General features: G+C 56.0%; 9 protein-coding genes. 2 read left to right on the forward strand and 7 right to left on the reverse strand.

Features of this window, described 5'->3' with window-relative positions; genetic code table 11:
• Nucleotides 1-48 precede the first annotated feature (48 nt).
• Nucleotides 49-1,323, forward strand: coding sequence for a glycoside hydrolase family 140 protein (locus JCM17207_RS05975; protein ID WP_238316711.1), 1,275 nt, complete (start codon nt 49-51; stop codon nt 1,321-1,323).
• A 68-nt stretch (nt 1,324-1,391) separates the two neighbouring features.
• Here the strand turns inward: JCM17207_RS05975 and JCM17207_RS05980 are convergent, their stop codons facing one another.
• The 4 genes from JCM17207_RS05980 to JCM17207_RS05995 form a co-directional block, all read right to left on the reverse strand.
• Nucleotides 1,392-1,832 (reverse strand): RbsD/FucU family protein, encoded by a 441-nt coding sequence (locus JCM17207_RS05980; RefSeq protein WP_238316712.1) that lies wholly within the window; start codon nt 1,830-1,832, stop codon nt 1,392-1,394.
• A gap of 16 nt (nt 1,833-1,848) precedes the next feature.
• Complete coding sequence (locus tag JCM17207_RS05985; RefSeq protein WP_238316713.1) at nt 1,849-2,883, reverse strand: MBL fold metallo-hydrolase; 1,035 nt, start codon at nt 2,881-2,883, stop codon at nt 1,849-1,851.
• Nucleotides 2,884-3,018: 135 nt separating this feature from the next.
• Entirely contained in the window at nt 3,019-4,398 is a 1,380-nt protein-coding gene (locus JCM17207_RS05990) for a PTS transporter subunit EIIC (RefSeq protein ID WP_238316714.1), read from the reverse strand.
• Between the two features lie 31 nt (nt 4,399-4,429).
• On the reverse strand, nt 4,430-6,034 hold the full coding sequence (locus tag JCM17207_RS05995; protein ID WP_238316715.1) for a glycoside hydrolase family 140 protein: 1,605 nt from the start codon (nt 6,032-6,034) through the stop codon (nt 4,430-4,432).
• A 302-nt stretch (nt 6,035-6,336) separates the two neighbouring features.
• Here JCM17207_RS05995 and JCM17207_RS06000 point away from each other — a divergent pair, with 302 nt between their 5' ends.
• Nucleotides 6,337-7,332 carry a LacI family DNA-binding transcriptional regulator gene (locus JCM17207_RS06000; RefSeq protein ID WP_238316716.1) on the forward strand — a complete coding sequence of 332 codons (996 nt, stop codon included), beginning with the start codon at nt 6,337-6,339 and terminating at the stop codon, nt 7,330-7,332.
• Between the two features lie 191 nt (nt 7,333-7,523).
• Here the strand turns inward: JCM17207_RS06000 and JCM17207_RS06005 are convergent, their stop codons facing one another.
• The 3 genes from JCM17207_RS06005 to JCM17207_RS06015 all read right to left on the reverse strand — a co-directional run bounded on the left by JCM17207_RS06005 (nt 7,524) and on the right by JCM17207_RS06015 (nt 12,586).
• Nucleotides 7,524-10,073, reverse strand: a complete 2,550-nt coding sequence (locus JCM17207_RS06005) for a DUF4268 domain-containing protein (protein ID WP_238316717.1) — start codon at nt 10,071-10,073, stop codon at nt 7,524-7,526.
• Between the two features lie 218 nt (nt 10,074-10,291).
• Complete coding sequence (locus JCM17207_RS06010; protein ID WP_238316718.1) at nt 10,292-11,761, reverse strand: sulfatase family protein; 1,470 nt, start codon at nt 11,759-11,761, stop codon at nt 10,292-10,294.
• A 42-nt stretch (nt 11,762-11,803) separates the two neighbouring features.
• Nucleotides 11,804-12,586 (reverse strand): ChbG/HpnK family deacetylase, encoded by a 783-nt coding sequence (locus JCM17207_RS06015; protein ID WP_238316719.1) that lies wholly within the window; start codon nt 12,584-12,586, stop codon nt 11,804-11,806.
• Nucleotides 12,587-12,588: the final 2 nt, after the last annotated feature.

Raw genomic sequence — 12,588 nt, forward strand, 5'->3', positions numbered from 1 at the left:
GCGGCCGCCCGCTTCTTCTTATTTAAATCACCAAAGGAGTATTGCAGCATGAGTATCCTGACCGTTTCCGCCGACCACCGCCATCTGGAGCAGGAGGGCAAACCCTTTTTCTGGCTGGCCGATACCATCTGGAGCGCTTTCACCAACATCACCCTGGAAGACTGGGCCTATTACCTCAAGCGCCGCCGGGAACAGGGGTTCACGGTGCTGCAAATCAACACCCTGGCCCAGTGGGACCGGGGCGAAAGTCCCCTGCCCTGGGCGCCTTTCGCTCTGGCGGAGGATGGATTCCCCGATTACAGCCAGCCCCAGCAGGACTATTTTGACCACGCCCGCCAGATGTGCCGGATGGCCCGGGCCGAAGGTTTCACCCTGGCGCTGGTGGTGCTCTGGTCCAACCAGGTGCCCGGCACCTGGGCCAACCATCTGATTCCCCGTTTCGCCATCCCCCGGGATCAGCTGACGGGGGTTCTGACCAAAATTTACGACAGCTTCGACGAGTTCGAGCCGGTCTACGTCATCAGCGGGGACACCGACTTCCCCACCGAGGAAGCCAATGAATACTACCAGGCCGCCTTTGACCTGCTGGCCCAGCGGGGCTTTGCGGGGCTGAAAACCATGCACCTCCGGGGCCGTTTGACCGACATCCCCGACCAGTTCGCCCGGCAGATGGATTTTTATATCTACCAATCCGGCCACAACAGCAGCGGCCAGGCCACGACCTACCTGGCCGCCGAGGTGCTGTCCAACCGGGAACCCCGCCGCCCGGTCATCAACAGTGAGCCCTGTTACGAGCAGATGGGATACAGCCACAATCTCTATGGCCGGTTCGGTCGGTTTGCGATCCGCCGCGCCGCCTGGCAGAGCCTGCTCTCGGGCGCCTGCGCCGGGGTCACCTACGGCGCCCACGGAGTGTGGAACTGGGTTTCCGCCGGTCTTCGCCCCACTCTGGCCCTGGGCGAGGCCTTCGACGCTCCTCAGCCCCACCAGGCGGCGCTTCATTTCCCCGGCGCCTGGGACTACGGTTTCGCCCGGGAGGTGTTCGATACTTACGGCATCGGCACCCTGGTTCCCTGTCAGGAACGGGTGGCCCACACCTCCCCTGAGATCCGGATTGCCAAAACTCCGGATGAATCCCTCTGCCTGATCTATCTGCCGGTGAACACCCAGCTCACCCTGAACGGGGATTTCTCGGGTCGCAGCGTCCGTGCCTACGACCTGGCCAGCCGCCGCACCGCCTGGCTGACCCCGACGTTCCAGGAGGGAGTCACCACCCTGCCCATGCACCCCTTTGAAGAGGATGTACTGCTGATTCTGCGCTGATCCTTTCAGCGGGACAGAAAAACTCCCTGCGGGAATTCCCGCAGGGAGTTTTTCCTTTGCTTTATGATTCAGCAAATCCCTTTTTGAAAGATCACGCAGCCGTAGCGGTGCGTCTCGCCCGCCGCCACTACCGCATAGGCGTCCCGGGCCAGGGCATAAAAAGCTTCCCGATCTACCACCCGGCACTTTTGGGCTGCTTCCGGCTCGTATTTTGCCACCACGGCGCGGATGGCTTTGCACTGATCCAGCGGCTGCAGCTCTCCCTTTGAGTCTTCCAGCCCCATCAGGATTACCGGGGCCTCCGCCCAATCGTCCAGCGGGAATAGCTGCAAAATTGCATCGGCCAGTTTCTCCGTCGGCAGGCCGTCCGCCCGCACCAGGATACGATCCCGGGCCATGGATGCCGCCGCAAAATTGGCGTCCCCGATCACAAGGGTATCGCCGTGGCCCATCTCGGCCAAAACTTTGAGCAGCTGTGGCGAAAGAAGCGGAGAAATCCCTTTCAGCATTCTTTATTCCCCCTGTTCAGATGGTCGAAGCCAGCGGCTCCGGGGTATCCCAGATCCGATTCAAGTAGTAGCAGACCCGGCAGTCATTCCGGCGCAGTTCCCGGTCAAAGATCCCGTCCGGCGTCAGTTTGCGCAGCAGGCAGAAGCAGGCCCGGCCATCGTTCAGGGCTACATCCTCGGCGTAACCGGCATCGATCAGCACCTGCGCCAGCCCCTCAAAATGCGGGGAACGCCGGGCGTACACCTTTTTGCCGTCCTTTTCGGAAATGGTGGCCACCCGGTCACAGTAGGGCTTGTAGTGCTGCACCCCCTCGTCTGCGTGGCCTTCCAGAATATATTTCAGGGTATCATAATAGCGGTCCACATAGACGGCGTCATGAACTCCGTTGCCGGCACACAGACGGTCGTAGCTGCCCCGCAGGGCTTTCCAGCGGGCCACGTTGCGGAAGGAATGTTCCACCGAAATCCGGCTGTCAAAGAAGTTGCCGTTCAGCTCGTCGCCGCAGAACAGAATACGGGAAGTCCGGTCCAAAAATTGAAGGCTGCCCTGGCAATGTTCCTCGATGTTGAGCACCTCGAGTTTGCGGCAGCCCAGGTCAATGACATCCCCTTCCTTCAAAAAGACCACCGGGTAATCGTCCGGGAAAGTGATCTGGTCCGCCCGCTGTGCAAACTCGGCCATGGGTTTATTGCGGTTGGGGTAGGTTTTTTCGTGCATATACACCACATCGAACAAATAACCATTGGGGGTGTGGTCAAAGTGGCTGTGGGTCAGCAGCATCCGGTAAAGAGGCTTCGAGGGGCAGAGGCTCTGGCAAAATTCCCGAATATTCCCGGCCCCCATGCCGCCGTCAATCACCACCAGCTCCTCGTCCCCCTCCACCACATAGGAGTAGTCGCCGTCGCTCAGCACCTGCCACACCCCTTCGGCCAGGGGCACCGCCTTGAAATACGGTTCACTCATGGGGCGGATGTCGCCCATCTCATCCTCGATGAGAATATCGCTCATGCAGCTCCAGTCCACCGGCTGCATATTCTTTTTCCATTTCATCGAAAAACCATCCTTTCTTTTCGCTCTCTCCCCTAAAACAATGCAGCCGCCAGCCTGCTCTGAAAAAGCCGCCCGGCGACTGCACGGTAGAGCGCCCCGCGCTCTTATGTAAAGGAAGAAAATGCAAGCAATCGTTTATTTGTCCAGCAGGGAGTCACTGAAGGTAAGGTAAGACGCAATCGCGCTGCCAAAGAAACCTACCAGCACGCCCACCAGAATTCCCACACCGCCGGGCAGCAGGGACACAAACATGGGCATAGTATAGATGCTGATGCCGCCCAGCTGGATGGTGCAGTCCGCCCCGGCTATTGCGATGATGGCGCCGCCGACGCCGGTGAAAATGCTGGCGCAGAGGAAGGGGCGCTTATATTTCAGGTTGACGCCATAGATGGCGGGCTCGGAAATGGTGCCGAAGATACCCGAGATAAAGGCGGCAATGCCCACATCTTTCAGGTCCTTGTTCCGGGTGCGCAGTGCAACGCCCAGCGCCGCACCCGCATGGGCAAAGGTGCAGGGGAAGGTGGCCGGCAGCATCCGCATATGGCCGGTGGTCATCAGGTTGTTCAGCTCGATCATAACCAGCGGGAAGTGCAGGCCCATCATAATCATCAGAGACCACAGTGCGCCCACCACAAAACCGGTGACCGGGGGTGCAATCGTCATCAGGAAGGTGATGCCGTCGGCGATGGCGCCGCCCACCACATCGGTAACCGGGCCAATGACAATCAACGTGACGGGGATGGTCACCAGCAGGTCCAGCAGCGGTACAAAGATATTGGCCACCACCTTCGGGACAATCCGTTTCCAGAATTTATCCACCAGCGCCAGCAGCATGCAGCCAAACAGCACCGGCAGAACCGTCTGGGGATAGCTGATCAGGCTTACCGGGACCCCTGCGAAGGTCACCGCCTCACCGGCACTGTACATGGCGGTAAGATCCGGATAAACCAGCACACCGCCGATGACCATGCCGAGGAACTGGTTCACGCCAAACTTTTTGGCCGTACTTGCGCCCAGAATGATGGGCAGGAAGTAGAAGAACGCATCGCCCATGGCATACAGGATGCGGTAGGTGGTGCTCTCGGTGGAGAGCAGGTTGAGCATGGGGAGCATGGCGCACAGGGCTTTCAGCAAGCCGGCCGCCGTCATGGCAGGCAGGGTGGGCAGAAAAGCGCCCGAAACCATATCCACAACGACGTCCAGCGGCCGCTTCTTTTTGAGGTCTTCTTCCTCGCGGATCGCCACTGCCCCTTCCAGGGTGACGCCAGGCAGCCGGCCCAGAGCCTGGTAAGCGTCGTCCACGTCGCTGCCGATGACCACCTGATACTGGCCGCCGGCCTGTACCACGCTGACAACCCCTTTGATCTTCTTGATGGCGTCGGTGTTTGCTTTGCTCTCGTCCTTCAGTTTAAAGCGCAGGCGAGTGATGCAGTGGGTCACAGAGATGACGTTCTCTGCGCCGCCGATCTGTTCCAGAATATTTCTGGCCAGCTCGTCGTAGTTCTTCTTTGCCATGAAACTTCTCCTCTCTCTTATAAAAACGGCTTTATGCCTCTTCGGCCGTAACCAACAGCAGCCAATCGCCGGGCCCCGGTTTGGCGGGCGGAGTCCAGCACCCGCTCTGCGGCGTCACCGGCTCGTCCCAGGCCCGGCTTTCCCCGGTTCGGGGATCGAACCATTCCGCCCGGTAGGGCTCATCCCGCAGCCCTTCCAGGGTGATGGATTTGCGGGTACTGTCCGCATAATAGAGCACCAACCGGGTGGCGTCCCGGTTCAGGGTGACATAGGGCTGCTTTTTGGCAAAGGGGCTGAAGGACTGTTCCTCCGCCTGTGCCCCATAGGGATACAGCTCCCAGAAATGCGCTTTTTCATAAAAGCGCCGCATATAGCCCATCTGTTCCCCGCCGGGGCCGTCGATGGCCTCCGCCCAGGTAATATCAAACCGATTGAACAAGGACATGGGGTTTGGCTGACCTTTTTCCCAAACTACATCCCAAATGCCCTGTGCGCCGTAGGTATAGCCGCAGCCGCCCGCCTGAATGGACATGTAGGCCACCCGCCGGAGCATGTCCGCAGTACAGAGGCGGGTACCCAGCTCTTCCAGGGTAGAGCAATACTCATAGAGGGCCTCCCCCTCCACAAAGGGCTTGGGATGTTTTTGGCAGTAGGAGGTATAATCCCGCAGGCTGATGGGATAGTCCCCATGGCCCGCCTGGTTGAGGGCAAAATCAAACCAGGATTCGTCCTGATAATACTCCGCAAAGGGGCGTTCGTTGGTGTAGTGGGCCGTTTGCAGCTGACCATAACCATCCAGCCGTTCGATCAGCAGCGCCACCTCCCGCCAGCCGTCAATCCGCTTTTGGCGGGCCTCTCCCCCTTCATAACCGGCGGTCTCACCGGCCAGCGTCCACACCATGGGCAGGGCACCGTAGCGGGCCACCAGATACCGCGCCAGATTTTTCTGGTGCTGGATGTCATTGTCAATGGACATAAACCACGCCTGGCCCAAAGCATTCACCAGCCCCAGATCCGCCAGGTACTGCATCCGGCGGTCCAGTTCTTTCTGGTAAAACGCCACATTGGGTAGATCGGAGGGGCTGCTTTCGTCCCAGTACCGGCCGTTGCCTCCCATCGCCCGATCGCTGCGCAGGTTGGTCTGATAAACCGTGTATCCCTGGCGGGCCCGGCGGTCCGCCATCCCCCGGAACATGCTGTCCATGCCAGGGTGGTTGGACTCGTCCCATTTTTCGCGGCAGGCAAACTCCCAGTGAGTATCTCCCAGCCAGAAGAAGGGGGTGCCGTCTGCATAACACAAAAACCGGCCATTTTCCGCCACCCGCAAAAAACCGTGCTGATAGATGGCCAAATCCCCCTCATAGGGCACCGCTTCCACCGTCCAGGCAGCGCCATTCAGACCGGTTTCATCGGGAGCTTCCAGCCGGGCCTGCCAGACCCCCAGCTCGGTGGGCGCAAAGGAAACCTTGTAGTTGTCTGCGCCGTCCCAGTATGCCTCACGGCGAATTTTCCGCCCCGAAGGAGCGGTAAACTCCGCCCAGATCTGCACATCCAAAAAAGGGTTTTGGTAAGACCGCTGACTTTGGAAATCAAAAATCCCCGCGCGCCAGAGGGGCAGAATTTTGGGGTTGAGCATAAAATCCTCCTATCTCATCCAGATTTTGGGCCTCTTGTCGGCGGGGTTTGCCTTGTCTTTCCGCCGTTTTGTTCGCGCCCTTTCGACGTTCTCAATCTATCACGAACGGATTTGAATAGCAACAAATAATTTAGTAAATCAACTTAATATTTTGCTTAATTTCATCTATTTCCATGAATCTATATTTCTATTGTTCGTTTTTTATGGTAAAATAAGCTCAAATCAAGGGGCGGGCCACAGTCCCCGCATTTCATCTGCGATCATTCTTTCATCCTCTCGATTGGTAGAACGGAGGCGTCTCCATGTCTGTTACTGCAAAAGAAATTGCCCGTCAGCTGGGCCTATCCGAAGCCACCGTCTCTTTCGCTCTGCGGGGCAAAAGCGGCGTCAGCACCCAGACCACCCATCGTGTTCTGGAAACCGCCCGTGCCCTCGGGTATGATTTTTCCCGGCTGAACTCCCCCAGCCGGCGAACCGGCAGCATCTGCGTGGCCTACTACAACAAGCACGGCATCTTTGACAACCCGTTCTTTATGGCGCTGCAAAACGGGGTGGAAAGCGCCTTTAAAGAGACCACCTATACCCTGACGGTCTCCTACATTGATACGGCGGAAAACATCCGTGACCAGCTGGAACTGCTGATCTCCAAGGGCTGTGACGGGATTCTTCTGTATGCTACCGAATTGACCCGGGAAGAGTACCAGCCCTTTTTGGATCTGCGGATTCCAGTGGTGCTGCTGGATTCCTCCCTGCCGTCCCAGCAGACCGACTGTGTCGTCATTAACAACGAAGAAGGGGCCTACACCGCCACCAATTACCTGATTCGCAAACGGCACAGCCAGCCCGGTTATCTGCGCTGCCGCACCCGGCTGTATAACTTTGTTCAGCGGGAACGGGGATACTACCGCGCCATTCAGGAGAACGGATTTTCTGTCTCGGAATGCATCATTCACGATCTGCCCATCAACTGCTCCGTCTATCGTGAGCTGAAAGAACTGCTTCGCTCTGACTGCCCCATCGCCAGCTGTTATTTTGCCGACAACGATTTTATCGCCCTGGACGCCATCCGGGCTTTTCAGGAATTTGGGTATCGTGTCCCCCAGGATATCGCCGTGGTGGGCTTCGACAATCTGGCCGCCTCTGCCCGCTCCACCCCGCCCCTCACCACCGTGAACGTCCCCAAGGAATACATGGGCAAGCTGGCCGCCGAGCGGATGCTGACCATTCTCTCGGAAAAAGAATTTCATCCCATCAAACTGGAAGTTTGCACCCAGTTGGTCAAACGCGGCAGCGTGTAATGAAAAAGAATGCCCGGGCCGCCTCTCTCCCCTGCACAGGGTACAAAAAAAGCCGCACACTCTCTGGAATGTCCACGATGAGTGTGCGGCTTCTTCATTCAAGTCAGAATTCGCATGATTTATATTGATCCAAAGATCTTCTCCATCTGGGTGCCAACGGCATCCTCAGAATGGGTCAAAATGATCCCGGCTTAATCCATTTGCTTTAGATAAGGCACAAAGGTATCATAGAACTTTTTGCTCCACTCTGCGTGGAACTTTGCGATCCGTGTCCAGTCTTCTTCCTTTTCAATGCTGACTTCTTCAAGACGAAGCGTGACATAAGAAGCTTTTTTGTCATCCAGCCGGAGCCAGCACAAGGGAGTGCCGAGCTTTGTTTCGATCTCCTCTTTGTGCTGCCACAGGAGATCAAATGCTTTCTTGTTCCGCTCTTTTTTGAAATGAGCCAGACAGAGTTCCACCTTCGCCCCATTGTAATTTGCCACACAGGCAAAGGAAAAACCGCCGATCCCGAAAAAGCCGTTGATCCAGTTTTCTTTGGAAGTTGTGCAGTTTAAAAAACAGCCACGGCCTGTGCCGTCGTTGTTGGCTTGCTGAATGTACGGCAACGCGAACGCCCAGTACCGCCGCCGCAGCTCCCAGCGGGTCCCCGCTTCCTCGGCGCTCTTATCCGCATCCGAATCCTTGAGAATGAAAACCAGATCCTCTGCGTCCGTTCCATAGGCTTTGAAGAATTTTCTCAGGAGAGAGAGTTTGGTAGCGGTACTGGTGTTTCGCTCCACAAAAATATCGTCGTCGATTTTCAGCGCATTCCGCAGATCCTCCGGGCGGCTGCTTACATAGGCGTCCAGCTCATTCTCCGGGTCTGAAGTATGGGCCAGCTTGGACAGCACCGACTGATCCTCTGCGTGGAGAATTTTCAAGACCTGTTCCATCATGTCGATCCAGCTGGTGACCGGCTGCTCCGTATTCTTATAACTAAACCGCAGGATTTCCCGGCCGCTCAGGTCCACATCGTCCTCCAGGGAGTAGGAATCCATCTGTTTTTCCGCCGGTTTATAGTTCGTCTCGGGCATGGGCCAGATGGCCGCTGCTCGCTGCATCAGCATCTGATTCCGGGCTTCCAGTTCCGCCAGACCCCAGTGCTGCTGCTGTCCAATCCAGTTGTTCATGTAAAGATGGCTGCTGATAAAGCCGTTTTCCATATCCCGTTTTTCGGCAAAGGTGCTGTTGCTGTACCGGGAATTGTACCCGGTCAGGGTCAGGTTGGCGAGCCGGTGGAGCCACTGCTCGTGGATCTGCTCATAATCTTCCCCCAGTTCTTTGATCCATGCCGGGGTGAGGTGCTGGGGCATGATGTGCTCGATGGAATAGACGCCGTCATCAAACTGCCTGTACACATCCTGAACCTCTACGGTCCCAAAGTTTTCAAACCGCTCCAATAGATAGATCTTGTTTTTGCTGTTCATCTGGTATACCGGCCGGATGGCAAAAGCCTCCAGGAACTCCGTGTCGTCCGGGAAGCGGCCGCGATCCGTCTTGGAGCACAGGGCGTATTTAAACTTTTCCAGATATCCGTCCTCGGTGCCATCGTACCGAAGGATCTCCCGGTGCAGCATCAAAAAGATTTTATTTAACGCATTGGTGGGCAGATCGCAGATTGTGCGGCGGAACAGATAATTCTCCGTGATGTGGAAAATCTCCTTCACCTGGGCAAGAGGCAATTTTCCCTCGGCATGCAAACGGAGGACTTCCAGAAAGAAGGGGCGGGTAATGGTAGTTTCCAGCCGATTCAACCGGTAAATACAGGCATTCAGCGCTTTATCCGCAGTCCGCCCTTTGAGCAGAATCTCGTACCAGCGGGCATAATTCAGCAGCTCCTGAAGGAGCGGTTCTGTCTCCAGCGCATGATCCTCCACAAAGGCCTTAAAGGTAAAATAGACGCGGTTCATGGAGGGGATCAGCTGCTGCTTGATGCTCAGATAGTCCCGTATAAAACCGCTGACATTGTAGTTGGTGCAAAGCTCAATCTTATTCCAGTATCTCTCGTAAAAATCGTTTTGCTGTTTGGGCGGCTGCCCCATCAGGATAAAGTTCCGGATTTTATCGCCCTCGCTTAATGCCACACCGGTGGAGTTCAGGCTCTCAAAAATCAGCTGGGGATTATCGTCCTGGTTCAAAATAATATTGATGATTTCCAGTTTCGTAATGGCATCGTACAGTTCGTCCAGCGTCACTTCCTCTTTCTGAATCCGGGTGTAAAAATAGTTGTAATTGATGGTAAGGTTGGATTCCGGGATATATTCCGATTCTTCGCCAAACAGCCGGCCAAAGGCCTCCCGATCGTTTTTGACTGGTTTCAGCTTGATCCGGGTATCATCCTCCTGCCATTCGTCAATCAGGTAGGTTTTATAGATTTTTTCGGCGAGGTTTCCTTTGGAAGGGGTAAGCACTCCCTGCTTCATCAGGTTGTACATGGCCAGAAGCAGCAAAGAGATGGTGGTGAGCCGCTGCTGGCCGTCGATCACAAGAAATTCGTTGAACTCGTCCTCGTTATGGACCGACACAATGCTGCCAAAGAAATGACTTTTCCGTCCCTTGCGGACCACCTTGACCAGGTCGTTATACAGCTGTTTACAGTTTTCCGTCTTCCAGTCATAATTTCGCTGGTATACCGGGATGACAAATCGCTTGTCCGAGCCCTGCATATACGCAACCAGCTTTGTTTCAGAACCTTTCATCTTGATTACACTGCCCTTTCCCGTGGAATATTCCGCTGATAAGTTAAATCTATTATAACAAAACGGGAAAGTTCCAACAACGGTTTGTGTCGTAGATTCGGTTCGGTTTTTCCTTAAAACAACAGCACTCCCCCTGTGGATATTTTTGCGTCATCCACAGGGGGAGTGCCTTCTCTACGGTTTATTCGGTTTGCGAAGTCCGCGGACTTCAGATCCTACTATTTGGATTCCCCAAACCGTCTGCTGCTCACCATATGTTCCGGGTAGTGCCGTGCACAATCCGGTGCGTGCCAGCGTTCTTCCGCATTGTCGAAATCACAGCGCCCAAGAATTTTCAAGTTCTCATTGAACTCCTCCGCTCGCTGTCGAATCACATCACTCGGCGCACAGCGCTGCGCCAGCAGCTTTCTCATGGAATCCACCAGGTCCGGATGTCGGTCCACCACATTAACCGTTTCCTCCGGGTCTTGGTCCACATCAAACAGCCTGTCTTCTGCATCGAATCCCTCGTAGTGAACATATTTATACCTGCCGCAGCGGACCATTTGCCCATACAGATATTCTTTCGTCCGGATTCGGATGGTCCCGCCGGTTTCGCTGATGACCATCCGGTCCTGAACATCTTTTCCCCCGCTGAGTTGGGGGAGAAGGCTTACTCCGTCCTGGTCGGGCGGCGTAACCGCTCCGGCAATCTCGCAGAGAGTGGGGGCAACATCCAGCAGCGAAACCGCGCCATAACAGCGCCGTCCTTTTGCAATTCCTTGGCCAGCGAACAGCATCGGGATATGGACAGAGGGCTCGTAGAAGGTGGATTTTCCGTAGTATCCCCGATACCCTGCGTGCTCTCCATGGTCCGAAACGTAGACAAACACGCCTTCCCGCCCGTTACGGGCCAGATATTCCTGGAACGCATCATAAACCCGCCCGATCAGCGCGTCCTCAAATTCCACCATTCCATAATAGGCTGCCCGTACTGCGCGAACCACTTCCGGGTCGGTATCCTGGAGAATTTTCCCGCGGATGGCCGGGTGTTCCGGGTAAGAAAAGCTTTGTTCCGGGATGCTCACTTTGTCGTAATAATACTCATACAACTCTTTTGGGGCTACATACGGGTGATGAGGTCCATAGGTTCCCACACACAAAAACTGTGGTTTCTCATAGTTACCCCGCAGGTACTGCTCGGCATTTTCCACCACATAGCGGTCAAACTCCAGCGTAGGAGAGTTGCCCCCGCCGATGATGCTCAAGCAGGACGGCCCGCCCTGAGGAGTTTTGTCGTGCACGCCCCGCTCGGCTGCAAACGCTTTGTTTGGTCTGTTATGGTAGATCGCCGTAATGTCTCCGGCAATCCGTTTCGAGAACCCATGCCGCTGATCGGGCCCCACAAAGTGCATCCGTCCGCAGAGGACCGTCTCATATCCCGCCGTGTTCAGGCAGTGGGCAAAGGTGGCTCGGTTGGAGTCCAGCGCCGCCATATTGCTCATTACGCCGCAGCGGCTGGCCAGCTGGCCGGTCAGCATCGCCATCCGTGCCGGCACACAGACCGGGTAGGGTGTGCTTGCATTTTGCATGGCGGTGCCCTCGCTTGCAATCCGATCCAGATTTGGTGTGCGGATCACTGGATCGCCTGCATAGCCCTGTTGCAGCCAGGAATGTTGATCGGATATAAACAGCAAAATATCTTTCATGCTACGCTCCTTTTCCTTCATCTAGACCTTCATCGCATGCTGTTACAGATCCCGATACGTGATCAGTTCCACCCGATTGTCTTTTACCCAGGCTTTCAGTTCCTCGCTGACCACGTCGGCCAGGTCGTTCACGCGATAGAGCGTATAGGTCGAAAGCTCCATCAAATCGCGGTCCAGATAGCCCATGTGCCCTGTCAGGATACAGATATCCTGCGCCAAAAGTTCCGCGCTGTGCGTCAGAACATACTCTTTCAAGGAAGAATTCATCTGGTTTTCCAGGGTGGCGGGCTTTTTGTACCAGCCGATCCGGTACTCCGGCACCCCGAACCCTGCCAGCCGCTGCCAGACATCGGAGGAATAGGGCACTCCATATTGATGGGCAAGTTCCCGCTGAACCTCCATGATCCTCGGCGTCGTGTATGCATGGGGGTGGATGTAGTCCGGTTTCTTGCCCACCAGTTCAATAAACCGTTGAATCTGCGCTTCGCATTCCAGCAAAACTTCCTGGCGGCTGGCGTGGTCGGCCCCGCCCAGGGCCGCATCCAGCTTACGGCTCTCCCAACTGGTGTGGAATCTGCCCTCCGCGTTCACCAGTGAAGGGATACGCTCCGGCGGCAGGATGGGCCGGCCTGTGGTGAGGTTCAAATCCAGGCCAAAGGCAATTTGGCGCAAGCAGGGCCGAATCCATTCCACGCATTCTTCCGCCCAGGGCATATTGGCAAAAAGGCCGGTGTTCCGGATAAGCCCCTGGTCGATGCCGTAGACAATCCCCCGCGCGACGGCGCGGGAAATCCCGTAGTCATCGGATTGCAGTAAAAGTTTCATCG

It is taken from the genome of Faecalibacterium gallinarum (assembly GCF_022180365.1).
GTDB classification, from domain to species: Bacteria; Bacillota; Clostridia; order Oscillospirales; family Ruminococcaceae; genus Faecalibacterium; species Faecalibacterium gallinarum.

Excerpts from the sequence above, each read along its gene's own strand:
- JCM17207_RS05980 (WP_238316712.1), bottom strand. The coding sequence starts at position 1,832 with ATGCTGAAAGGGATTTCTCCGCTTCTTTCGCCACAGCTGCTCAAAGTT.
- JCM17207_RS05995 (WP_238316715.1), bottom strand. The coding sequence starts at position 6,034 with ATGCTCAACCCCAAAATTCTGCCCCTCTGGCGCGCGGGGATTTTTGAT.
- JCM17207_RS05990 (WP_238316714.1), bottom strand. The coding sequence starts at position 4,398 with ATGGCAAAGAAGAACTACGACGAGCTGGCCAGAAATATTCTGGAACAG.
- JCM17207_RS06005 (WP_238316717.1), bottom strand. The coding sequence starts at position 10,073 with ATGAAAGGTTCTGAAACAAAGCTGGTTGCGTATATGCAGGGCTCGGAC.
- JCM17207_RS06010 (WP_238316718.1), bottom strand. The coding sequence starts at position 11,761 with ATGAAAGATATTTTGCTGTTTATATCCGATCAACATTCCTGGCTGCAA.
- JCM17207_RS05975 (WP_238316711.1), top strand. The coding sequence starts at position 49 with ATGAGTATCCTGACCGTTTCCGCCGACCACCGCCATCTGGAGCAGGAG.
- JCM17207_RS06015 (WP_238316719.1), bottom strand. The coding sequence starts at position 12,586 with ATGAAACTTTTACTGCAATCCGATGACTACGGGATTTCCCGCGCCGTC.
- JCM17207_RS05985 (WP_238316713.1), bottom strand. The coding sequence starts at position 2,883 with ATGAAATGGAAAAAGAATATGCAGCCGGTGGACTGGAGCTGCATGAGC.
- JCM17207_RS06000 (WP_238316716.1), top strand. The coding sequence starts at position 6,337 with ATGTCTGTTACTGCAAAAGAAATTGCCCGTCAGCTGGGCCTATCCGAA.